Source organism: Streptosporangium amethystogenes subsp. fukuiense, from assembly GCF_042665875.1.
GTDB classification, from domain to species: Bacteria; Actinomycetota; Actinomycetes; order Streptosporangiales; family Streptosporangiaceae; genus Streptosporangium; species Streptosporangium fukuiense.
The window spans coordinates 3,875,269-3,899,234 of record NZ_JBHTEE010000001.1 but is presented as its reverse complement, the minus strand read 5'-3'; the positions used below and the strand labels follow the sequence as shown (position 1 = coordinate 3,899,234).

The 23,966-nt window shown below is 64.6% G+C and carries 16 protein-coding genes; 10 read left to right on the top strand and 6 right to left on the bottom strand.

Annotated elements, in window-relative coordinates; translation table 11 throughout:
* Nucleotides 1-227: 227 nt before the first annotated feature.
* From ACFQVD_RS16410 to ACFQVD_RS16390, 5 genes are all read left to right on the top strand, one after another.
* On the top strand, nucleotides 228-5,165 hold the full coding sequence (locus ACFQVD_RS16410) for a LamG-like jellyroll fold domain-containing protein (RefSeq protein WP_343968773.1): 4,938 nt from the start codon (nucleotides 228-230) through the stop codon (nucleotides 5,163-5,165).
* 836 nt (nucleotides 5,166-6,001) lie between these two features.
* Complete coding sequence (locus tag ACFQVD_RS16405; protein ID WP_343968775.1) at nucleotides 6,002-6,562, top strand: hypothetical protein; 561 nt, start codon at nucleotides 6,002-6,004, stop codon at nucleotides 6,560-6,562.
* 236 nt (nucleotides 6,563-6,798) lie between these two features.
* Nucleotides 6,799-7,341, top strand: coding sequence for a hypothetical protein (locus ACFQVD_RS16400; protein ID WP_343968777.1), 543 nt, complete (start codon nucleotides 6,799-6,801; stop codon nucleotides 7,339-7,341).
* 496 nt (nucleotides 7,342-7,837) lie between these two features.
* Nucleotides 7,838-8,335: a hypothetical protein gene (locus tag ACFQVD_RS16395; protein ID WP_343968779.1), complete on the top strand. Its 498-nt coding sequence runs from the start codon at nucleotides 7,838-7,840 to the stop codon at nucleotides 8,333-8,335.
* 208 nt (nucleotides 8,336-8,543) lie between these two features.
* Nucleotides 8,544-8,858, top strand: coding sequence for a GNAT family N-acetyltransferase (locus tag ACFQVD_RS16390; protein ID WP_343968781.1), 315 nt, complete (start codon nucleotides 8,544-8,546; stop codon nucleotides 8,856-8,858).
* Here the strand turns inward: ACFQVD_RS16390 and ACFQVD_RS16385 are convergent.
* Complete coding sequence (locus ACFQVD_RS16385) at nucleotides 8,839-9,858, bottom strand: peptidoglycan-binding domain-containing protein (RefSeq protein WP_343968783.1); 1,020 nt, start codon at nucleotides 9,856-9,858, stop codon at nucleotides 8,839-8,841. The two genes, ACFQVD_RS16390 and ACFQVD_RS16385, sit on opposite strands and share 20 nt — an antisense overlap.
* A 757-nt stretch (nucleotides 9,859-10,615) precedes the next feature.
* On the opposite strand from ACFQVD_RS16385, the gene ACFQVD_RS16380 reads away from it, so the two are divergent.
* The gene (locus ACFQVD_RS16380) at nucleotides 10,616-11,572 is read left to right on the top strand and encodes an AraC-like ligand-binding domain-containing protein (protein WP_343968785.1); all 957 of its coding nucleotides are present in this window, start codon (nucleotides 10,616-10,618) and stop codon (nucleotides 11,570-11,572) included.
* A 240-nt stretch (nucleotides 11,573-11,812) separates the two neighbouring features.
* The gene (locus tag ACFQVD_RS16375) at nucleotides 11,813-17,524 is read left to right on the top strand and encodes a LamG-like jellyroll fold domain-containing protein (protein ID WP_343968934.1); all 5,712 of its coding nucleotides are present in this window, start codon (nucleotides 11,813-11,815) and stop codon (nucleotides 17,522-17,524) included.
* A gap of 222 nt (nucleotides 17,525-17,746) precedes the next feature.
* Here ACFQVD_RS16375 and ACFQVD_RS16370 read toward each other — a convergent pair whose 3' ends face one another.
* From ACFQVD_RS16370 to ACFQVD_RS16355, 4 genes are all read right to left on the bottom strand, one after another.
* A complete protein-coding gene (locus tag ACFQVD_RS16370) occupies nucleotides 17,747-17,908 on the bottom strand; it encodes a hypothetical protein (protein ID WP_386271452.1) in 162 nt (53 codons plus the stop codon).
* Between the two features lie 9 nt (nucleotides 17,909-17,917).
* Nucleotides 17,918-18,097 (bottom strand): GMC oxidoreductase, encoded by a 180-nt coding sequence (locus ACFQVD_RS16365; protein WP_386271450.1) that lies wholly within the window; start codon nucleotides 18,095-18,097, stop codon nucleotides 17,918-17,920.
* A gap of 715 nt (nucleotides 18,098-18,812) precedes the next feature.
* On the bottom strand, nucleotides 18,813-19,031 hold the full coding sequence (locus ACFQVD_RS16360) for a DUF397 domain-containing protein (protein WP_343968787.1): 219 nt from the start codon (nucleotides 19,029-19,031) through the stop codon (nucleotides 18,813-18,815).
* Nucleotides 19,013-19,840: a helix-turn-helix domain-containing protein gene (locus ACFQVD_RS16355; protein WP_343968789.1), complete on the bottom strand. Its 828-nt coding sequence runs from the start codon at nucleotides 19,838-19,840 to the stop codon at nucleotides 19,013-19,015. Before ACFQVD_RS16355 ends, ACFQVD_RS16360 begins: the two co-directional genes overlap by 19 nt.
* Nucleotides 19,841-20,092: 252 nt before the next feature.
* Here ACFQVD_RS16355 and ACFQVD_RS16350 point away from each other — a divergent pair, with 252 nt between their 5' ends.
* Together ACFQVD_RS16350 and ACFQVD_RS16345 are read left to right on the top strand one after the other, a co-directional pair.
* Complete coding sequence (locus tag ACFQVD_RS16350) at nucleotides 20,093-20,512, top strand: ATP-binding protein (RefSeq protein ID WP_343968791.1); 420 nt, start codon at nucleotides 20,093-20,095, stop codon at nucleotides 20,510-20,512.
* The gene (locus ACFQVD_RS16345; RefSeq protein ID WP_343968793.1) at nucleotides 20,509-20,745 is read left to right on the top strand and encodes a hypothetical protein; all 237 of its coding nucleotides are present in this window, start codon (nucleotides 20,509-20,511) and stop codon (nucleotides 20,743-20,745) included. The genes ACFQVD_RS16350 and ACFQVD_RS16345 overlap by 4 nt, the downstream gene beginning before the upstream one ends.
* Before the next feature lie 196 nt (nucleotides 20,746-20,941).
* On the opposite strand, the gene ACFQVD_RS16340 is transcribed toward ACFQVD_RS16345, so the two are convergent.
* Entirely contained in the window at nucleotides 20,942-21,955 is a 1,014-nt protein-coding gene (locus ACFQVD_RS16340; protein ID WP_343968795.1) for a hypothetical protein, read from the bottom strand.
* A gap of 397 nt (nucleotides 21,956-22,352) precedes the next feature.
* Here ACFQVD_RS16340 and ACFQVD_RS16335 point away from each other — a divergent pair, with 397 nt between their 5' ends.
* Nucleotides 22,353-23,930 carry a hypothetical protein gene (locus ACFQVD_RS16335; RefSeq protein ID WP_343968797.1) on the top strand — a complete coding sequence of 526 codons (1,578 nt, stop codon included), beginning with the start codon at nucleotides 22,353-22,355 and terminating at the stop codon, nucleotides 23,928-23,930.
* Nucleotides 23,931-23,966 lie beyond the last annotated feature (36 nt).

Below are 23,966 nucleotides of genomic sequence, written 5' to 3'. Positions count from 1 at the left end.
GCGGGCTGCGGCGGTCCGGCTTACCAAGATCGCGACAATATGACAGACAAGATCAACAGTGCTGTCCAGCATGCTTGCGGTGATCATCCCCGGCCGGTTCTCCCCTTGTTGTGTCCGGCCGGACTGTCCCCTCAAGACTGGAGGTATCGGTGGGATCTTTCCTGCCGCACCACCCGTCCACGCCGCCGCCACGGCGTGGATCATCTAAACGAACTCCTTTCACCGTCGTGACCGTCTCAGCCTTGGCAGCCTCACTCCTGGTAGCCGGTGGCACCCTGCCCGCCCAGGCCGACCCGAAACCGAACGCCACGCCTGTCGCGCCCGTCGTGACGACCTTTCCTCGCCCTGAGGATCCGGACGCCGCGCTCCGGGCCGGTATCGAGGAGGCCAGAAAGCAGAACAGGCCCGTCGAGGTGGAGGCCGCCGGTACCGAGAAGTCCAGATCATGGGCGAATCCCGACGGCACCATCACCATGCAGTCCTACGCGGCTCCGGCCAGGGTCAAGCAGGCGGACGGGTCCTGGGCATGGATCGACACGACCCTGCTGGAACGCGACGGCGTTCTCAAGCCCAAGGCCGGCAGGGCGGACATCGCCTTCTCGCAGGGAGGTGACGGCAAGGCATTCGCGTCGATGGAACGTGGGGAGAAGGGACAGCGGTTCGCGCTGGACTGGCCGACCTCTCTTCCCCGTCCGGAGGTGACCGGCAACGTCGCGCGCTATGTCGACGCGGCCGGTACCGGTGCGGATCTGGTGCTCACCGCCCTGCCCACGGGCTTCCGCCACGACGTGGTGTTGCGTGAGAAACCGAAGGGCGACGTGGAGTTCCGCATCCCGGTGCGGACCGAGGACCTGAAGCTCACGGAGTCCAAGGACGGTCGGCTGAGGCTGGCCGATACCAAGGGCAAGGTGGTGGCCGAGGCGCCGGCGCCCGTCATGTACGACAGCACCGAACCGGACACCACCGGTAAGGGACTTCACAGGTCCGGTGCGATCGACACCCGGGTGGTCACCGAGAACGGTGAATCGGTGCTCGTTCTTAAACCCGACGCGGCCTTTCTCGCGGACCCGGTCACCGTCTACCCGGTCGTGGTGGACCCCACCACGACGCTCACCCTTCAGACCGACACATATCTCCATTCCAACTACACAGGCAACGACCAGCCCGGCAGCACCTCGCTGAAAGTCGGTGGTGAGACCTGGCGTCCCAGCGGCAGCACGGCGACCGTCATTGACTACAACCGATCCCTGCTCAAATTCGACACCGCGTCCCTGGTCGGCAGGGCGATCGCCAGTGCCCAGTTGGAGCTGTGGGCGCCCAGCGGTTCGCGGTGCGACGTCTACGGCGGTGGTCTGAAGGTTTCGCGCCTCGGCGGCGCGTGGACGGCCGGTCAGGTCACCTGGGCCAACCAGCCCAGCACGGTGGAGAGCGGATCCCAGCTCCAGCTCTGTCCGGCGTACGCCGATGGCGTCTACCCCAGGACGTTCACTTGGGCGATCAAGGACATCGTCAGCAGCTGGGCGGGCGGCACCTCCAACCACGGCCTGCAGGTCCGCATCGCGAACGAATCGATGACCTGGGGACAGAACGGTGCGATCGAGTTCCACTCAGCTGAGACAACCGGGACTGATGCTCGCCCACCGAAGCTGACCGTTGACTACATGCTGCCGCCTGAGATCCCCGCGGTCACGGCGGAGTCCATCGACTCCATGGCCGGCAACGATGCGATCGCGCGCAGTACCAGTGTCAAGGTCGGTTTCAAGTCCAGCGTCGCCGAGGCCAGCAACCTCGACTACACCGTGACAGTCAACGACTCCACCATGGGCACCCCGCCGGCGATCCCAACGGGCGAGACCGCGTACTGGAAGTTCGACGAGGCCTCCGGCACGACGGCGACGGACTCGTCCGGCGGGGGATTCCCCGCGACCCTCAAGGGCACCGCGAGCCGTGACACCGGGCAGCTCGGCAAGGCACTGAAACTGGTCAACGACGAGTTCACCGATCCCAACGACGCCTACGCCGTCACCACCAAACCGGTCCTGAACACCAACCAGAGCTTCTCGGTCAGCGCCTGGGCGCGCCTCGACGACAGCGTCGGCACCTACACCGTCGTCAGCCAGCTCGGCACCACCCAGTCCGGATTCGAGCTCGCCTACCACGAGTACCAGCAAAAGTGGTGGTTCGCCATGCCCACCGCTGACGTCACCCCCACCACCAAGGTGGTTCTCGCCTCCGACCGGCCCGCCCAGATCAACACCTGGACCCACCTGGTCGCGGTCTACGACGCCACCGCACAGAAACTGCGCCTGTACGTGGACGGGCGGCTGGCGGGGGAGAAGGCCCACACCAGCACGTGGAACGCCCGGAGCAACTTCCAGATCGGGCGTACCAAGGTGGACGGCAGCTTCTCCGACTACCTCAACGGCGCCATCGACGACGTCCACGTCTACAGCCGTGTCCTCACCGACTCCGACGTCCGAGCCCTGCACGGCTCACCCACCGCCACCACCCACAACGGCATTCCCTCCGGCCAGGTCATCGACAAGATCTTCGCCCTCGACAACCCCGCCAGCTTCAAATTCGTGGTGAAGGCCTGTCGCAGCGGAGTCACCCCGCCCTCCTGCAACGAAAGCCCGGCCTACCGCATCACCTCCGACGCCCCGATGCTGCCCACCGACACCGAGACCGGTATGGCCGACCCGATGAGGCCGATCCTGTCCGGCATGGTGAACCGTCCTTCGGGGGACCCGGTCACCGCCAAGTACTTCCTGTACGACAGCACCGGTGCTCCGGTTGGCTCCAGCCCACTCGGCGAACGCAACGTCAACGGCGGCGAACGCGCGTCCTTCCAGCTTCCGGAGAACACGGTCCAGCCCGGCGGGACCTACACCTGGCAGATGCAGACCTGTGCCCTGGAGATCTGCACCGCCAAGACCACCCCGGTCAGCTTCACCACCCCGGGCACCCCACCAGACCCCCCGGCCGAAACCGTCAACCACCTGACCCTGCTCAAGGACAACTTCGTCTTCAAGACCGCCAAGGTCGATCCCACCGCCTGTGGTGGTTCGCCCTGTACGGTGACCGACTCGACAGTCATGCAGATCGGCGGCAGCGGCACCGACAAGACGGTAGCGGTGATCGGGTTCAAACTCGACGAGCTCCCCGATGGCGCGGGTGTCTCGGAAGGCATCCTCAAACTCGGCACCCCGACCTGTCCGGCCGGGACCTGTCCGGCGGACGCGATCATCACCGCCACCCCGTTGAAGAGCCAGGTCACCGGTGAGACCAAGGGGCCGGACCTGGCGGGCGACGTAGATACCAGCACCACGCCTTACTCCCTGCCGTTGAGTGGTCCGCAGGCGGACATTGCCGGCAGTGAGTACCAGTGGCTGATGCTCACCTCCAACAAGGACGAGGTCATCACCTTTGGCGACACGGCTGCGGCCGAGCAGCCTTCACTGGCGCTCACCTACCTTCCGGCGGGGCCGCCGAGCAAGGTACTCAACCTCACCACCCAGGGAGGTGACGCCAGTGCGATTGCAAGTTGGGGCCTGCCTGAGAGCAACGGCGGCATCGCCATGCTGGATGGTTACGACGTCGAGGTAACTGAGAGCAGTGGCGCCGTCATCGAGACCCTGGATGTCAAGGACCCATGGGTAGCCATCACCGGACTGGCGAACGAAACTACCTACACTGTGCGAGTGCGGGCCAAGACCGCGTTCGGTGTCGGAGGCTGGGAAACGGCTTCGGTTACGACGAAGGCTGTCCCACCGCCACCCGTGCGAGGCGGAGGTGCGACATGCGTCCCGTTCTTGGATTCCCGCTCCACGAGCTCGACTGCGAACGTGGAGTCAGGAGCTCAGGCTTACATCGACAGGGTGAAAGCGTATTACCAGGCTCAGGACGCTGTTCTCGAAGGCCGCGCCAATACCATCTGGGATGCACCAGGGGTGACCGCTGATGCACCCAGCACGGCCAAGCTATCTCTGCTCAACGCGGAGTTGGTACATGCGAAAACCGCCATGGATGAGACCGGCACCGTTCGGTCGGGCTCCGTTGTGGAGATCCCAAGCGCTGTCGTCCAGGCACTGCCCGATGGCACGGTACGAGTGACTGCGGAGGTCAAGCGTAGCTGGATTGAACAGACCTCGGCTACGTCGGCATCGGCGAAGGCAGTCAGGTCGGCCGCGGGTACTCCTGGCCAAGTCGAGCCGAGCGAAGCCATAATCGACATCTTCGTTTTCGACCGTTGCGGTGGTACGACCATCATCCAAGTGCCGCTCGAAGTCGAGCAGGACTCGACAGACTTCTACTACGATGAAGAATGGGAAGCGTACCTCTCGACAGGTCTTATCCCGGGCGAGACCGTTCCGCTGGCTACTACTCAATCACAGGCGAAGGTGGATGCTGCCAACGCCGTATCGGGTGAGTGTGACGCCAATCCGGAGGATGGAAACAATGGCAAGGATGGCTCCTGGGTCAAGGAGAAGCCCGGATATAGTCAATACAAGCTTCTAAAAAAGCAGAGGCATCCCACCACAAGGATCTTATGGAAGGGCTGGCAGCTCCACGCTGAGGCGCGTTCTATCTGGTGCCACCCGAACGGTGAGGATTATTCGTCCCTTACCACGGAGACCTGGAGGATTCCAAGATTTATTAATTATGTTCGGGTCTACACGATCGGTCCATGGAAGCTTAGGACAAATGACGAACTTGCCGAATACAAGTATATCCTTAATAATCTCGTTATCAAATCCGCTGGAGAGGCTTGCTTTAAGGTAGAGCAAGACGGTACCACGGCTGGAATTAGTGTCGCTATTGACGCGGACAAGGTGGGAACTGCGGGGGTTTACTTAGAATTAAACGGATCCGTCGAAGCAACATGTAAGCCATATGAAAAGGCGGGCCCTATAAAGCCGACTAATCCTGATCCGAACGATACGTTCCGCCTAAAGGCGGTCTGGACGAAGAAGACAGCAAAGGCCGAATGCTTCGAGGGCCCTACGAGTCGCTGTGAGTTGACGGGCTACCAGCATCGCTTCGAGCCGGAGGTTACGTTTTGCCACCATGTCACCGCGAGGGTCGCCGATTGCTCCGAGTGGATTCCTAACCCCTATTACAGCTGGTGGCACGACTTCCTGGGCCGAAAGAATGGAAGCGGCTAGAGTAGGCTGATCGTTAGACGGTAGGCGGGGCCGCGAGTGGAATCACTCGCAGCCCCTTGGAGCCCCTGAATTCCCTTACGTGCACAACGACTAGCTGAGAGAGATTTTGAATGGCTCCCGCAGGAAGACGTAAAACTTTGCTGATTCTGGTTATGGTAAGGAATGCGTTCCTTATTTTGGGAACGCTCCTGACTCTCGCCGGAGTAGGCCTTACACTCTTCGACCCTCCTTCCCTCTATTGGAATTCACGTATGGCGTCCACTCCCGATTTCCTTGTCCTGATTGCCCTGAGTAAGCCATTTAGTCTTATACTCGGCGGGCTGGGTATGATGCTCGGTAGCATCGCAGCAGCCATCGGATGTCTGTCTATAATTAATTTCGCGACGCAAGCCAATCCGACCGTGAATCAGTAGGTTCTTAGGGATATTTTTTTAAATCTCTCGCGCATATGAGCCGAGTGGCCGGAGGGTGAGATTCTCTCCGGTTGCCTCGCCGCTTAGAGGTCGATCCCGAGTTGGCATATGAATTATAGGGGCGGGGAAAATTTTGGCGCACAATAAGAAATCAAGGGCAGCGCAGTTAGCGCACTGGTTTCGTTGCGCGTGGCCTTTCGCCACAGGTAGCGCGGCTGGTAGACCATCCGCGGATACGCTCAGTGAAGATCGCGGATATCGTTATGAACGACTTATCGATCTCACCACGCAACGCCTGCACACGTAGCGGACAGTAACAATGTCGAGGCCGACTCGAACCGTGGACAACATGTCCAAATCCGGTAAACGCTTACGATCACTGCGCTAGCCTGAGGGGCCGAGATTGGAGTGAGCGTGATGTCGATGTCGAAGAGGGATCTGCTTTCTCTCGTTCTTGGTGCGCCGGATTTCGTGGTCCGTCGGCCTCCTGGGCGTGGGGAGGTCGCCCCCATCGCCCGGTGGCGGGACGTGGAGGCTGGGCTGGGGGCGGTCTTGTTCCTGCGTCACCGGAAAAACGGAATTTTGGCCTCTGAGATGTCAGTGGCGGAGAGAGGGCAGGCGGGTGGTTGGGCTTCCCTGGACATCGATTCAGGTTCGGCGGACTATCCCGACTTCTTTTCCGAGAGCATTGCTGCCTCAGATGAGGTCGTGCATATCGGGTCCTCCGAGAGGTGGGTTTCCGACCCTGGCCTGAATGATGGTGAAGGGGCTCCGCTCTGTCTCTTCGAGGTTGCCGTCGGGGAGTCGATTGAGAAGATCACTTGTTCTGTGGGCGGCAGGGTCGTCGAGCAGGAAATATCCCCACTTCGAGTTGCTTTGCTTGGTGTGTGGTCAGAGCAGCCGGCCACCTTCCATACCTACACCAGGGACGGCGTACGACGTGAGCTCCCGGTGAGCACCTCGCCCTTCGAATTCGGATGGTGAATCATCATGCCTACCTGCTTAATCGTCCGGTGCGGCCTGCCGACCGTCCGGTGGTTGGAACCGCCTGTTCGAGGAGCGGAAATGTGGGTGCGATCCAGCATGGCGATGAAACCTGAAAAGCTCCCTTAGCAAGGCTGGAAAACCGATGTAGGGTAGGCGCTCAAACAATCATCGGTGAGTGATGGGCGGGATCGAGAGTCGGTGTCCATGGCGTTTGTGACGAGGTGGGGAGTGGCGTGCACGACGAATTCGTTCTGAGGAAAGAGGTGAGGCATTCGTTCTGGCTGCGTTGGGTTCCTGAGGAGATCGCAGGGGCCTACGCCTTGTCCGTGGTCTCCTTGGCTGAGTTGACCTCGGAGGGGGTTCTGGGTGACCATCTTTATGGTCATCTCTTGATGGGATTTATGGCACTCCCTTTCTCCATCGCCGAAGCTGCCACAGGTCTTGCGATGGAGAGCCTGACCCCTCAGGTTCTCACCAGCGGTACCGCGGAGTGGGCGTCGTTGCTCTGGCCGGGGTTACTTCAGGCCCTGCTGCTGTGGTGGCTTCTGCGTCGGGGAAGGCATTCGGCGCGTAGCGAGCGCTGGGGCCGACTGCTCGCCACACTGACGACATTCCTGGTGATCGTCTCAGGAATGGTCGTTATTTTCGATCAGTGGGCTCCCCGCCGGCCAGGGGGTATTCCGTTGCTTGTTCTGGGAGTTCTGCAGGCTTTCTTCGTGTTCGTGTACGCCTATAACCGCTCGTTCGCACTGCCGCTGTCCAAGACGGAATCTTGACAGGGGCCAAAGTTCATCGATGCGATGAGTGATTGCCGACAGGCCGTCGTCGTGGAACGTGAGGCCGCTATCGGGTTGGCATCTGAATGAGATGGCGGGGAAAGTTTTGGCGCGTAACAAGAAATGCAAGAGCGGTGCAGCTCGTGCGCCGGTTCTGTTGGTGGCCTTCGTTTTCGTGGTCTTGTCTGGGTGCACAACCGGGGGGCCGGTCGGCCTCGGGCGTGAGGGAAAATATATAAGTTGTGATCGGCTTCGCCTTGTTCTGTTGAATGCTTTGGCGGTTGCCCATCCGGACTACAGGGTCTCCTGGGATTATGCCTGGCAGAGCCCGAAGTGTACCGGTGGGGTTTCGGAATCCGATGCCCGAATCCCCGTTGGCCTTACTCCCAGATCACTGTCGACGCCTTTCAAGTCATTCGCTGATCCTGTGTCGGTCGGCGAAATAGGTCAGAACTCTTTCGGTCAGGTGAAGGCGCCCTTTATCAGTGAGTGGAGGATGAGTCGGATCATCAAATCTCTTGGTGGAGGCGGTGTCGCAGAAGAAGGGGAAGGCGTGGATCTCCTTGCTGCGGCCATGGGCAAGGACATCGACGTACAGGCTGTCGTCGAGCTTGAGTCGCCTCTGCTGGAAGAGGATGTGGAGAAGATTTGGTCCACGCCTGATGTCTTTTTCTTTTCCCCTGGTGGTGAACGGAATCCTATCGGCTGGGACTGGGAGTTTCCCGGCCTCTCCTGTGACACCAGAGGGTTTGACTTCTGCCGGGGAAGTAAGTTGGCGACCGCGGCCTTCCGCCAATGGGTTTCGCTGTTAAGGCCGGAGGACGCTCCTGTGCTGCGGGAGTTCGGGATCGACTACCGAGAGTTGCAGCGGCGAGCTGACAGCGGCAGAATCCACGGATTCGTCATGCACAACCTTCCGCCGCAGGTGGCGCGGTTGGCGGCTCACCCGCAGGTACGATCGGTGAAGATCGTGGATGTCGCCGCAAACGACTGATCAGCTTCCTTTCTAGCACGGCAGCCGCCATTTGCTGTGTGAGCTGGGATGATGCGGTCATAGTCGATGCGGTCTTGTGACGGGATCCCGGCGCAACGAGAGCAGCCGCTCATGATCAAGTACAAGATCCAGAGCGGCTGCCGCCCTCACAGTAGAGGCCGCGCGGGGCCAGCGGAGCACCGAGGAACTCATGACCACACTCGCTCCGATGTTCACGGCATCAACACCGTGCACCTGGCCTACGTCTGGGGAGGGCCCGGATCGCCTGGTCGGCTACGTCCAGGCCACCGTGGCCGCCGGCCAGGCGTCCGTGGCCTGGGTCGTCGGCACCCCCTGGCAGGGCAGGGGGATCGCCGGCGAGGCCGCGCTCGCCCTCCTCTCCTGGCTCAGGGGGCACGGCGTCACCGACGTCGTCGCGACGATCCACCCCGACCACAGCGCCTCCTCGGCCCTGGCCCGCCGCCTCGGTCTCGTGCCGACCGATGCCCGGATGGACGGCGAGGTCATCTGGCGCTCCGAGTGACCTCTCTGTCCGGGGTCACCGGCAGCGCCCCCGGCTGGCACGACCAGTGCCGGAAGTCTCCGGTGCGCCGCCACAGGGCATGGGCGGCGCGGATGTTCCACTCAGGGTCGAGGGCCATCGCCTGGGTTGCGTCGGCGCGATAAACCTCCAGGTCGGTGAACTGGAACAGGCCCCACCTGCGCACGCCGGGCTCGGTGCTGTAGATCCACAGGGGGTCGGCGTTGGACAGGCAGTGCACCAAGGCGACCGCCCCCGAGGGGTCGGCGGTGAACACCTCGCGCAGCCGCCGCTCGACCCGGGAGGCCGGCCACCGGGCGCCGACCTCGAACCCGGCGGAGGTGAGCGCTGACCACGTCTCGTCGTCCGCCATTCCGGTGTTCGCCAGCCCCACGAGGGTCTGGAAGGCGACCATGCGCATCTTGGTGTACGGGCCGTACCACGCGTCGGCGGGCAGATCCAGGCCGCGCCGTCGCAGCTGTTCCTGCAGCCTTCTGACACACGTGCCGTACGCGCCGACCATGAGCGGGCGCGGGCACTCCTCGACGGCGATGCTCCCTTGGGAGAAGGCGGACGAGGAGACGTACGCCGAGCCACCGGCAACGGCGAGCAGCAGCGCGGTCCCTGACGCCACCACGGCGAGCCACCGCCGCCGGGGCGGGCGGGGTGCCGGGCGGGGCGTGACCGCCGGGGAGACGTCGGCCGGTGCGGCCTCGGCGACCGCGAGTCTTCTGCGGGCGGTGACCCACGCGGTGACGGCCTCCGGCCCGCATCCGCACGCACGGGCGTACGCCCGCAGCAGCTCCTCCCGTGGCAGCCGGTCCCTGCGTAGCACGGCCACCAAGGTGCTGTGCGGAAGAACGTCACCCGCCCCCGCCGCGTTGCGCTCCAACTGGCGGAAGGTCAGTCCCGACCACGCACGCAACCGTCGCATCTCACCGACGAACTCCGCCGCGCTCCCCGCGCGCCCTGGGTCGGGCGGCTCCTCCGCTCGCTCGGCCATCGTCCCTTCCCTCCGCCGGTCCGATGAACAGCTCTACCTGCAGGGACAAACCAAACCATAGTGGACCACTCATATGCCTTGCCGCCAAGGAGGCGTCCAGCACAGTGTCGGGCCCAGCACCCGCCGATCACCTCGATGAAGGAGTATCCTTGCGCCGCCGTATCGCCGCCGCTCTCTTCGCCGTCCCGACGACCCTGGGCGCCGTCGCCGCCGCTCCCGCCGCCGGGGAGTGACCCCCTGCTGCTGAGCCCTGGGGGCCCGCGATACCGACCAGGGGATCACCGAAGGTGGCGGGCTCCGGCCTCGCCTCGGACGATGGCGGGTTCATGCCGGCGTTATGCCAGGTGAGTGAGGCGGAGAACCGGCCCGGCGGGTAGCGGGTTCGGGTCCTTGGTCGGGCATCGCGAGGCGTCGTTCCCGGCCGCACTGTTCACCGACACCTGTCCCTCACTTGGCGGGCGCCTCGGCACGCCGCCGCAGGCGCCGGCCGCGATGCTGCCGTTGCAGACGCTGTACGGCGCCGCACGAACGGGGGCCGGGCCCTTGGCCACCCCACTCACCCTCGCGCAGCACCCGGTAGGGCGCCGCATGGATGGACGCCCCTGGAGCGGAGTGGAGGTGAACGGGGGCCGTTACCGGCGGACCCCGTACACCACATCCGTGGACTCAACCTGAATCACAGGGGGCACACATGGTAGTCACGGAATTGCGGACAGAGAACCTGGCTCCAGAGGATCGCTTTCCCTCCTGGTTCGAGATGGCATCGAAGACTCACCTGTCCTCCCGGGTTCGCATCGATGGCGAAGCCGATTTTCAGGCCTCGGTGCGGGTGCTGGACCTCGGCGAGGTGCAGGTGTCGGTGCTGACCCATCCGGCGCTGTGGTCGGAGTGGACTCCCAAGCTCGTCCGGCAGTGCGATCTGGAGGTGTACCAGCTCCATCTCATCGTCAGTGGTGGTGGCACCCTGGCGCAGGGCGGCCGGGAAGCCGTGTTCGGCGCCGGGCAGTTCATTCTCATCGATTCCTCTCATCCCTACCGGGCCTGGCGGTCGGCGAAGGACGGCAGGAGCGAGACCGTGGTCGTCCAGTTCCCCCGGGCTTCGCTGGGCCTGCGCTCCAGCACCGTCGGCCGGCTCGCCGCGGTGCCGTTCTCCGCCCGCGGCGGGATCGGCGCCGTACTGGCCGGCCACCTGTTCGAGCTGATGAGAAACGCCGAGGACTACACCGAGGCCGACAGCGCCGCCCTGGGCGGCATCACGCTGGACCTGATCGCGGCCGGCTGCGCCCACCAGCTCGACGCCGCCGCCTGCCTGTCGCCCGAGGCGCGGCAGCGGGCCCTGATGGCCCGGATCCATCGTTTCATCCGCGACCGCCTCGGCGACCCGGCCCTGACCGCGGATCTCATCGCGGCCGCCCACCAGATCTCCACCCGGCACCTGTACAAGCTGTTCCAGGCACAGGGCATGACGGTCGCGGCCTGGATTCGCCAGTGCCGTCTGGAGCGATGCCGCCGCGACCTGGCCGACCCCGCCTTGGACTCCCGTCCGATCCAGGCCATCGCCACCCGCTGGGGCTTCGTCGACGGCGCGCACTTCAGCAGGGTCTTTCGCGCCGCGTACGGCACCTCGCCCCGCGACTACCGGAACCTGGCCCGGCACGACGACGCCGTGCACGAATTGACAAGAACCGTGCAGAAAACGTCAATAACCTCCTAACCGATTTCCGGCATGATCATGGAACAAAGGTGCCGGAACATCAGCGACCTGTCGACAAGCTTCACCTCGAAGGCTGTGCTCACCCAGTATTTATGGTGATTCTTCTTGTATTGCTAGGTGAACTTGGCTAAAGGTGAGGCTTGTTTGCTGGTTGCCCCTTAACGGAAAAGGGTGTCAGTGAACAATTTAGTCAGTGTGGCGAGGTGGTCAAAACCACCTCGTCTTTTCCTGCCTGTGGCGATGGTGCTCACAGTCACGGCATCGGTGCTGGTGGCAGGCGTATCAGCGTCCGCCCAGGCCGATCCGCAACCGACCCCGCCCCCCACACCTTCGACAACCACCTTCCCACGTCCGGAGGACCCGGACGCGCCGCTGCGTGCGGCGGTCGCGGAGGCCAGGAAGCAGAACAAACCGGTGGCGGTGGAGGCCGCCTTCACCGAGACCTCACGCACCTGGGCGTATCCGGACGGGCATCTGTCCACCCAGTCCTACAACGGCCCTGCCCAACTGCGGCAGGCGGACGGCTCCTGGGCGTGGATCGACACCGCGCTCGTCGAAGAGAACGGCGTGCTCAAGCCGCGTCTGGCCAAGGCCGGTCTGCGGCTGTCGGCCGGGGGTACCACACCGTTCGCCACTATGCGGCTGGGCCGTACGGACAGCTTCGGCCTGTCCTGGCCCACAGCGCTGCCGAAGCCGCAGGTCAACGGCAACGTGGCCACCTACGCCGGGGCCGCCGGCCCGTCGGCGGACCTGGTGGTGACCGCGCTGCCGACCGGGTTCCGGCACGATGTGGTGCTGCGTGAGCGGCCGAGTGGGCCGGTGGAGTTCCGGCTGCCGGTGCACGCTCCGGGGCTCACACTTCGTGAGACGAAGTCCGGCATGCTCACCTTGTCAGCGGGCAAGGGCCGCAAGGTAGCCTCCGCTCCCGCGCCACGCATGTGGGACGCGACCGCCGCCAAAGCCGACGCCAAGCAGCCGGGCCGGGAAGCCAAGGTCGACACCGAGGTGAGGGCCGAGAACGGCGGCACCGTGCTGGTGCTCAAACCGGACCCGAAGTGGCTGGCAGACCCGGCCACGCAGTATCCGGTGACGGTGGACCCCACCACCACGCTCGGGGTGACGCAGGAGGTGTCGGTCAAGTCCCCGGTCTCCCAGCAGGGGCCGGGCCTGGTCGCCCGGTCCAACCAGAAGAGCTGCCCGACACTCGGTAACTGCAGCTATCCCAACGAGTACGCCACCCGTGCACTCTTGGCGTTCGACACCGCTGCCATCACCGGCCGCCATGTGGTCAAGGCGACCATGCAGCTGTACCTGAACGGCGACGCCACGTGCGGCACCCTGCAGTCGGTCGCGGCCCATCGGATCACCGAGGCGTGGGTCGCCGATGACACCTTTTGGGAGAACCAGCCGGCCACCAGCCCCAATGAACGCTCCTCGCTCGACCCGTGCGCCCAGGTCACCACGGACGGCGCGGTCTGGAGCTGGGACCTGACCACGATGACCCGCGCCTGGGCCTCAGGCACCCCCAACCACGGCCTGCAGTTGCGGCTGGGCGACGAGCTCCCGGTCCCCAGGGACACCAGCGAGAGCTACTCGTTCTGGGCCCAGCTGTGGGGCGGCCCGAAGGTGCCCAAGCTGAGCGTGGACTGGGTACTGCCGCCGGATATCCCCACCGTCTCCGCCGAGTCGATCGACTCCATGGTCGGCAACGACGCCATCGCCCGCAGCACCAACGTCAAGGTCACCTACAAGTCCAGCATCCCTGAGACGGCCGACCTGGACTACACCGTCACCGTCAACGACTCGACCATGGCGCCCCCGGCCGCGCAACTGCCCGTCGGGGAGGCGGCCTGGTGGAAGCTGGACGAGACCTCCGGCACCAGCGCCGCCGACGCCACCGGCAAGGGCTTCAACGCCACTCTGAGCGGCACCTACAGCCGCATCCCTGGCCAGCTCGGCCAGGCGGTCAAACTGTCCCCCGGCGGACGGGCCCGCACCAGCGGACCCGTCTTGAACACCAACCAGAGCTACACGGTCACCGTCTGGGCCCGGCTCGACAGCGGCGCCGCCGACCAGGCCGTGTTCTCCCAGATGGGCACCAACCAGCCCGCCTTCAGCCTCGGCTACCTCACCTCCAACGCCGCCGAGCTGGACCAGCGCTGGATCTTCAACGTGATGGACAGCGACAGCGCCACCGACATCGATCCCATCCCCATCGGGTCGAGGAAGCTGGCGAGCGTCGGCCGCTGGACCCATCTCGCGGTGCAGTACGACGCGACCGCGCACAAGACGCGCCTGTACGTCGACGGTGAGCTCAACGCCGAACGCGACCACACCGTCACCTGGAACGGCCGTGGCGCCTTCGAACTCGGCCGCGGCAGTCTCTTCGGCGAAGCGGACACCACCTTCGACGGCGCCGTCGACGACGTGCACGCCTACCAGCGCGTCCTGACCGGTGACGAGATCCGCTCACTGGTCGGCGTGCCCGGCACCACCACCCACAACAACATCCCCTCCGGCCAACCGCTGGACAAGGTCTTCACCCTCGACAACCCGGCCAGCTTCAAGTTCGTCGTCAAGGCCTGCCGCAGTGGCGTCACCCCGCCCTCCTGCAACGAGAGCCCGGCCTACCGCATCACCAGCGACGCCCCGACGCTGCCCTCCGACACCGAGACCGGCATGGCCGACCCGGTCCAGCCGATCCTGTCCGGCATGGTCAACCGCCCCTCCGGCGGCGCGGTGACCGCCAAGTACTACCTCTACGACACCAACGGGCTACCGGTCGGTTCGGCCCCCCTCGGTGCCCGCACCGTCAACGGCGGCGAACGCGCCTCCTTCCAACTCCCGGCCAACACCGTGCAAGCCGGCAGCACCTACAAGTGGCAGATGACCGCCTGCGTCACCGGCCCGCAGGACGGGGGCGACCCCGGCACCGATCCCACCCCCAACCCGACACCCACCCTCACACCAACGCCGACAACCACCCCCACACCGACACCGACTCCGACCCCGACCCCGACGCCTGCCGGACTGGTGGCGGCCTACGGCATGAACGAAGGCACCGGCACCGCCGTCGCCGACGCGACCGGCACCAACAACGGCACCGCAAGCGGCACCACGTGGACCACCGGCAAATTCGGCCAGGCCCTGTCCTTCAACGGCACCACCAGCTGGGTCACCGTCAACAGCTCCCCCTCCCTGCGGCTGACCAACGCGCTGACCCTGTCGGCCTGGGTCAGGCCCACCGCGCTGGACGGCTGGCGCACCGTCATCGCCAAGGACCACAACGGTTTCGACGACCTGTCCTACAGCCTGTACGCCACCGCCGAAGGAGCCCCCACCGGCTGGTTCACCATCGACGACGTACCTGAAGTCGTCACCGCGACCACCGCCCTGACCACCAACACCTGGGCACACCTCGCCGTCACCTACAACGGCAGCACCGCCCGCCTCTACCACAACGGCACCCAAATCGGCCAAGCGGCCATCACCGGCGCGATCATGAACGACGCCGGAAAGCTCCACATCGGCGGCAACACCGCCTACGGCGAATATTTCAAGGGCGCCATCGACGACGTCCGCATCTACAACCGCGCCCAAACCGCCGCCGAGATCACCACCGACATGAACACCCCCCTCGGCGGCACCACACCCTCAGCTGTCGCGCCAAGGGCGGCTACCAGCGCCACCACACCAGACGGTTCAGGCATCGAAGAGATCTGCACCCCCAAGACCGCCCCCGCTTCCTTCACTACGCCCGGTACACCGCCGCCGCCCCCGGTGGAGGATGTCCGGCATCTGACACTGGGCAAGGACAGCTTCGTCATCAAAACCGCCAAGACCGACCCCACCGCCTGCAACGGAGAGCCGTGCACCGTGGAGGACGTCACCGTCATGCAGGTCGGCGGCACCGGCGTCGGCAAAACAGCAGCGGTGATCGGGTTCAAGCTCGACGAACTGCCGGATGGGGCGGCCATCTCCGAAGACATCCTCAACCTCGGCACTGCCACCTGCGCGGGAGCCACCTGCCCGGCGGATACCGTCATCACAGCGACGCCGTTGAAGACGCCAGTCACCAGCGAGAGCAAGGGGTCGGATCTACCGAACGATGCCGACACCAGCGGTAACTTCTCACTGCCGATCGGCGATCCGAAGGCGAACATCGGCGACGACACTTTCCGGTGGCTGCTGCTCACCTCTAACAAGGACGAGGTCATCACCTTCGGCGAGACGACAGCGGTTGAGCAGCCGTCGTTAGCGCTCACTTACCTGCCGGCGAAGCCGCCAAGCAAGGTACTCAATCTCGCTGCGCAGGCAGGCGATGCCAGTGCGGTCGTCACTTGGGGCCTGCCCCTGGACAACGGCAGCATGGCGATGCTGGACGGCTACGATGTTGAGGTAGTCGATAGCGCCGACTCCGTGGTGAAGACCCTGGTGGTCAAGGACCCGTATGCGGCGGTCACCGGGCTTGCAAACGGCGAATCCCACACGGCGAAGGTGCGCGCCAAGACCGCATTCGGGCACAGCGACTGGGCGGAGACGACGGTCACCCCCAAGGCCGTGCCACCAGCACCGGTCAAGGACACGTCCAACCCGTGTATTCCATTCCTGGATGGGAAACAGCCGTTGGCTAGGGCTGTCGCCGCTGAAGAGTCTGGGGCGCAAGAGTACATCAACCGGGTCAAGGCCTACTACCAGGCGCAGGACGCTGTCCTCGAAGGCCGATCAGCCACGATTTGGGACGCGGCTGGCGTTACCCCCGCCGGGCCCAACACGGCGAAACTCTCACTCCTCAACGCTGCCCTGGTTCATGAGCAACGGGCTCTGGAGGACAGAGGCATCACTCGAAGTGGCTCCGCAGTAGAGGTGCGCAACGGCGTGGTGCAAGCCATGCCCGATGGCTCTGTTCGGGTCATCGCCGAGGTGAAGCGCACCTGGACCGATACCAGCGATTCCGCGCCCAGCACGGCCATGACTGCGGCGCGATCGACAGCCAGCGCGGCGGGTCAGGTGGAGGGCATCGAATCCACCATCTCCATCTCCGTCTTCGACCGCTGCGGGAATCACACCTTCATCGACGCCCCGCTGCCGAACTACCAAGACGGGACCGACGGGTATGACCCGTGCTCCGGCTTCGTGCACCCCGATGGCAGGGTCGAAGAGGTCTGTGGGGTATCGGGGGGCTCCACGGGCGGTAGTGCGGGACCAGGTCAGTGCGCGACGTATCACTTCAGTTTGTATTGCGAGAAGACCGACTACCTCGGGAGGAAGGGGTGGCATGTCCGCACCTCCATCGAGTCCAGGTGGCCTGACCATGAAAGGTATGGCAGCCTGAATCTCATGCAGCGGTGGGATATAGATACCTTCAGGAATTACATGTATCTATATCCGACCAACGCGAAGTGGGGGTGGGGAACCGAGTTCGGCAAGGCTGTAGTTAAAGCCCTTAAGGGCAAGCAGCAGGGCTCCGGAATGGGCATCAAGGCGTTCACTACCTTCCGCCACAATCTCCAGGTGACCGAGGCCAAAGCCGGTGTCACGGTTGATCCGTCATTCTGGAATGGCTCCGGCACGACGGGAACAATCATCGGCGAACTGGCGGTCAAGTACGATCAGGACCAGAAGATCGGCGAGCACGTCGCGGTCAATGACGACCCGAATAACCCAACTACGGTCGAGGAGTCCTACAGGCATATCATATCGGAATGCAAGGCGCCCTATTTGGGTGACTGCGAAATCGATCGGTTCGGCCACTATATGGAAAGCGGCCTTAAGCTCTTCTTCACGTTCAAGGGCAAGGGGTATTCAGTCAAAGTTCGCCATACCGTCCGCTGCGATGTGGAGAGGTACGGGATCGAGAACGACTGGGGAGCGTACGTCAAGGGAGTCACCATCCCCCTGAAGTGCGTTCGGGGATCCACTCTGGAAAACCAGAAATTCCCGATGGACTAACCTGCCCTGTTCGGTGACGCGACGGATGGAGGGGGTGGATTCTCGAAGTTCGAGAATCCACCCCCTCCATCCTAAAATGATCGTGATGGCACGTAAGAATTCAAGCACGGCGCGATCAGGATAATCCTGTACTCCTCAACCAGTCAAAGTGATCGCATCGATACCCGGAGATCACCTTTCGGTGCATGTCGGAGACGTAGGCGTCACACCGAGCTTTTGGCCTCAGTGGCGGGCTGTCCCGTCGCGGTGGCGATAGAAGTCCACCTGCTCGGCGGCGAGTGGGGTGTTGCCCAGGATCAGGTCCGCCGTCTTCTCAGCCACCATCGTTACTGGCGCGTAGAGGTTGCCGTTGGTCACGTACGGCATCACCGAGGCGTCCACCACGCGCAGCCCCTAAAAACCGTGCACCCGCATGAAGAGCGGGTCCACCACGGACATGTCGTCGACGCCCATCCGCGCGGTGCACGAGGGGTGCAGTGCGGTCTCGCCGTCCCGGGTCACCCAGTCGAGGATCTCCGTCTCGGTCTCGCCCCCGGGGTTCGGCAACAGTTCCCCCGCGTTGAACTCGTCCATGGCCGGCCCAGCTCTCCCTTGGGCAGCGCGTACATCCAGGTGTAAATCGCCTCATGAGACACCGTGTCCACCGTCTCCCGAAACACCGGGCATACTTCAGCCGGCCCGCGATCTAATCAGGCGACCACCCATGCCGCAACCGTGACACCACCGCCCGCTTCGGGCAGGGGGCACCGTCCAAATTCCGGTCTTTTGGGCGGTGCCTCTCCGCCTCGGCGCGTTTTTGCGCCGCGTGAGCACGGCACGTTTCACGACCACCATTACGGAGGATTTTCCGGCATATCACCGACTCGCTCCGGTTGATATGTCGCACTATCTCTTTGTTTGAGAGATTGACGCCAGGCATCGCGAGATTTCCTCGCGATCTTCCAACGTCAATGGACGTCGCTGTTCCCTCACGGGCCACTTCTCAACGATCGGTCCGTCGAGGCTCCCAAAAGAAAAAGCTCAACGAGGGCCGGGTGCCTACTTCTCCCTGTAGGTCCCGAACTCATCGATTCTCCAAAAGGTCCGATTGCCTTCACCTCCTGGGGCCAAGAAGTACTGACCTGTCGAAGATATCTGTCCTTATGGATCGAACACCGTCAGGGGTGAGCCATGCCCCATATCAAAACAACACCCGACCGTTGGGACGGTCGGGTGCGTATGGTTTTCGGGCGAGAGTGGATCTCCGAGCGGGTATTCGAGGTCCGGTTGCAGAGAACGGTCTTGTTGGTCAGTCGAAGTGGCCGGATTTTACGGCGGTGAGGAAGGTGTGCCATTCGGTTGGGGTGAAGGTGAGGGCTGGGGCGGTGGGGTTTTTGCTGTCGCGGATGGCGATGGCTCGGGGGAGGGGGGCGACTTCGACGCAGTTTCCACCGCTCTCGCCGCTGAGGGAGCTCTTCTTCCAGGTGGCCTTGGAGAGGTCGAGGCCGGTCAGGTCTGTTGCTTCCATTGGTCCCTCGCTTCTTTGATCATATCTAGCGACTGGCTGGGACGAAGTGCCTCTGTTCGGATCCTGTCATATCTATCCCAGACGACACTTACCAGACTGTGTTCCGCTGAAACTTCGCCTTCTCCCGCCGACTCTATGGAGACGGCGGTCGGCGCGTCCGAGAGTTCGGCGAGAACGAATCCGGACAGCAGCCCTGTCGTGCAGGAGGTGTCGTGGGGAACGATCTGCACCTTTACGTTCTGCCAGTCGGCGGCGGAGGCGAGATGGTCGAGTTGCTCGTACATGACCTCCGGACCTCCCATAGGGCGGCGGAGCACCCACTCGTCGAGAAGCGCCCACAGGATGGTCGGGGTCTCCCTTTTGAAGATCAGCTGTCGTCGGACGCGAGCGCTGACCTGGTTTTCGACCTCCTGCTCCGAGGCGGCCAGGCCGCCACGGACAACGGCTCGTGCGTAGTTCTCCGTCTGGAGCAGGCCGGGGACCAGGAGCGGGTCCCAGCAGCGCAGCACGCGGGCGCGGGGTTCGATCTCTTCGGACCATCTCAGGAACCAGCGTGGTCCGGTGGGGGCGGTGATGTTCCGGCAGAGGTGGGTGAAGTGGTCGTCCGTCTTGAAGAACCTGTCGCAGCGGGCCGCCAGGTCAAGGCTGGGGTTCCGGTTGCCGATCTCGATGTGGCCGATGAGCGACGACGAGACGCCCAGGTGAGTGCCGAGCCGGGTCTGTGACAGGCCCGCCTCCCTGCGGGCCCGCGCCAGCTCGCGGCCGAAGCGCTGGGCTGGTGTCAGGCGCGGGTCGAGGTCGTTTCCCATTTCACCTCTCCAACGTTTTGATGACGTCGGCCGTCAAATAAATGACAAATGGCTACACCGTGTGTAGAGGGTCGTCGTTCATTTGTCGGTCGATTCTTTCTGTAATGGCAGCCTAACTCTGTGCACTCTATGGTGCCAAGTGTTTATCCAGACGATGTCAAGGAACTAAATGGACAATTCGCCTGGTTAACGGAGACATTGTGACAGGCGTTTTCTGAGCGCCTGGCACCTCGTAGGAATGGCGGTGATCCAATGGGCGCCGAAGCGGTTCCCGCGCTCGGTCTGCTGGGCAGTGTCGAACTGCCCGGGGTGGCCGAGTCGGTCGGCACGGCCCGGCGATACGTCAGGGGAGTGCTGGAGAAGTCAGGTCTGCGGGACACCTACGACGCCGAGCTTCTGGTCAGCGAACTGGTGTCGAACGCGGTGCGGCATTCGGAGTCGGGACGCGCCGGCGGGCTGGTGACGGTCGTGGTGGCGAACTGCGGCGAGACCGTCCAGATAGCGGTGGGCGACAGCGGCTCCGCCACGTGCGTTCCCAGGGTGCCGGCCGAACCGGACGAGGACGCCGAGGGCGGCCGTGGGCTCTGGCTGGTCAGCGAGGTCGCGCTGTCCTGGGGTTGGTACGAGGGCGCGGTGGGCCGGATCGTCTGGTTCCGGCTGGCGCGGCGATGACCGGTGTGCCGGCCCCGGGAGAGATGGCCGTCCTGATCGCTCGGTACGGCAGGCAGTGGCTCATCTCCGAGGCTGCCGGAGGCGGCTACTACGCGGTACGCCGCCATGGCCTGTCCGAGGAGGGTGGCCTGTCCAATGTGGTGTGCATGGCCACCCTCGGTGAAATGGCCCGCCGCCTGGCAGCCGAGAGGAGACGCGAGAATCGGCCACCGGGACGGTCGTTCGCGGGCTGAGGTTCGGTGGTCGAGCAGACCGTTGTTTCAATCAATCGCGAGGCGTCATATGTTGACGACCGCCCGCGCCCCCGTCCTTTCCTTAAGCGACCAAATGAGGTGTCAGGGGTGCGTAATCCATATGCCTATCGGGAGGGCGAATCAATGCCCCGGACCGCTTCGAGGAATGAGGCGGCCCGGGGCGGGAGGCTCACCGCTAGTCGGGGCAGTAGAACCAGTAGCGGGCCTGGCCGGACACGCTCGCGTACGGCTCGTCGATCTCAAGGCGCCAGTACCCCTGCTCCCCGCGCCGGCCGGCGGGCACCGTCCACTGCTTGGACACGTCGACGATGCCGGCCGAGGTGAGCGTCAACGAGGTCCACGGGTCGCGGACCCAGGCGTTGTTCGTCTGGGCGCTCTTGCGCGCGTACGCGTAGCGGATGGGGCCCGGCCCCAGCGCGGTGATCGAGCCCTTCAGCGTGAAGATGGCGGGCTTGGGCAGCTCGCAGCTCTCGTCCTCGCTGGTGAACTCCACCTGGGTCAGATTCGGCGTGGCGAGGGGCCGGCAGGTCGTGGACCAGGCGGTCAGGCCGGACATGAGGGGGGTGGAGTTCAGGTCGGGGAACAGGAGCGCCACCTTCCCGCTGCCCGGACGCTGTCGCGGCAGCCGCGGGCCGTCGACGTACTGCGTGCCGCCGTCCTCCGTGATCTGTACGGTCTGCACATCGCTTCCGAGCAGCGGCTGTTCGTTCTCGTCGACCCACTGGTAGCGCGTCGTCCCCTTGCCGGAAGTGATCTTGGCCCGCAGCGGGGTCGAGAAGGCCGGACCGCACGCGCCGTCGTAGTTCAGCTCGCTCACGGTGGCGATGTCGACGGGCGGGGCCGCGCAGGTCGTCGTGCTGCTCTGACTCAGGGTGCGATGCGAGGCGGGTGCGGTGATGGCGAGGTGGTAGCTGGTCCAAGCCGTACGTGTGCGGAGCAGGACGCAGGTGATCTCGCGGGATCCCGGGCCGTCGAAGACGAGTGTCAGATAGGTCTCGCCTGGGCCGGTGTAGGTCAACCGCGCGGTCACCCTGACACCGTTCTCGGCTCCCCGGCACAGCCCGGTGTAGGTGGGGTCGGCCTGGACGCTGTGGACGACCAGTTGCCTCTCCGCGGCGACCGCCTGGGCGGGGGCCGGTGACAACGCGGTGAGCAGGCCTAAGACGAGCAGGGTCGTGACACGTTTCACGGGACCTTCGTTTCGCCATCGGAATGTCGTGGGCGGCGACCGATCCCCGGGCGGGCCACGACGTCGCGCCGTGGCCCGCCCGGACACGTGGCGCGGAGCCTTCCCCGTGTTCACTCCGTTCGCCACCGCTCATCGCGCCCCTCCTCAGGCGGAGGCATCCCGCTGTCGCATGCTCGCCCACGGCGCTGGGAAGCGGCTTGTGGACCACTGAAAAGGCCGGAATACGGGGTTCAGGACAGGCGGCCCGGACCGCCTTCGCAGGTGGTGGCCTGGCAGCCACTTCGTGGGCGACGGCGCGAGCCGGGAACCGGTCGGTGGGGTCTTCATTCACGTACAAGTGAACAACAAGCGGCGGTTGAGACCTTGGTCTGGTGTCGGGGGTGTCCAAGGAGGATTCATGCGCTTACGAAGATCGTCGCTGACCGCCGCGATCGCGCTGCTCGCTCTGCTCTGCGTGCCCGCCCTGCCGGCCCAGGCGTACCCGGTACAGGGCGACCTGCCCTGGTCGGTGCTGCTGTGCAAGTTCGCCGACCGTCCGGAGGAGCCCAGGCCCCCGCAGTTCTTCCGGGAGCTGTTCACCGACGCGGGCAAGGGCCTCGGCGGGTTCGCCGACTACCTGGCCGATCAGTCGGGCGGTCGGACGAGCGTGGCGGGATCCGTGGTGAAGGGCTGGTACACGATGCCCTTCACTCTGGAGCAGGCCAGGACCAAGAGCCGGTGGCAGCGAATCGAGGACTGCGTGCAGACGGCCGCCGCCGCGGGCTACACCGTTCCGTCCAACCACTGGACCGCCGTCATGATCAACGCCCCGGTGGACTCCGGCAGCTGGGGAAAGCGGGTGCTGCTGGACCCGCTCGCCTGGAACCTCGGATTCGCCACCCACGAGTTGCTGCACGGCTACGACAGGGACCACTCCTTCTCCGACGACCCCACTTTCCGCCTGGTCGACTGGGCACAGTTCGGCGAGTACGACGACCAGTGGGACATCATGAGCGCCATGCACATCCACACGTACCGGACAGAGAGGTTCGGCACCAGCGCGGTCGGCCTCAACGGTCCCACCCGTGACGAGATGGGCTGGCTGGAGCCGCACCGGATCGTCACGCTCGGCGCGGACGGCGTGGCGAGCCGGACCGTCCGCCTCGTACCGCTGGACCAACCCGGCAAGATCGGCACACGGATGGTACGCGTCCCGTTCGACGCCGCCGACCCGTTCCACTACTACACGGTGGAGTTCCGCAAGAAGACCGGCCAGAGCGCCGGCATCCCCGCCGACCTCGTGCTGCTGCACGAGGTCAAGAACGGCGTGTCGTACCTGCTGAAAGACCGTATAACGCGCAATCCCGTGACGTCGCTGAACACCAACGGGGTCAGCGTCTCGATCGACTCCGTGGGGCAGGAGGAGGCGGTCGTCACGGTCAGCACCGATCTCCCCCAGAAGTGTCTGAACGGCTACGTCCACCGCAAGGCGACGTACGACGACCTGGTGTGCGTGACACCGGCCGTCTACGAGCAGACCCAGGCCGACACCGCGGACGCCCCGAACTGGCAGGAGGACGGCCAGTGCGTCTTCGCGTACACGCGGCGACTGGCCACGCCGCACGACAATGTGTGCGTGTCCCCCGGCACGCGCCGTCAGGTGATCTCCGACAACGCCGCCGCCGCATCACGGAGCAACCCGGCCAAGCTCGTCCTGGGCCCCAACGCCTGCAAGCCGGGCTATGTCTGGCGAGGAGCCGACGACTTCGACCAGGTCTGCGTCACCCAGGAGGTCCGCGACCAGGTCATCGCCGACAACATGATGGGGGCCGGTCGCTGGACGGACGGCCCGGACGGGCCGCGCAGTTGCATCCAGGGCTACGTCTGGCGGGAGGCGTTCGCCGGGGACAACATCTGCGTGACACTCGACCGGCGCGAACGCGCCCACCATGACACGCACACCTCCTGGGACCGGGTCCTGCGCCCGGCAGGTTAGCGGCACCCGCCCGCCCCCATCGGATGTCGTCGGGCA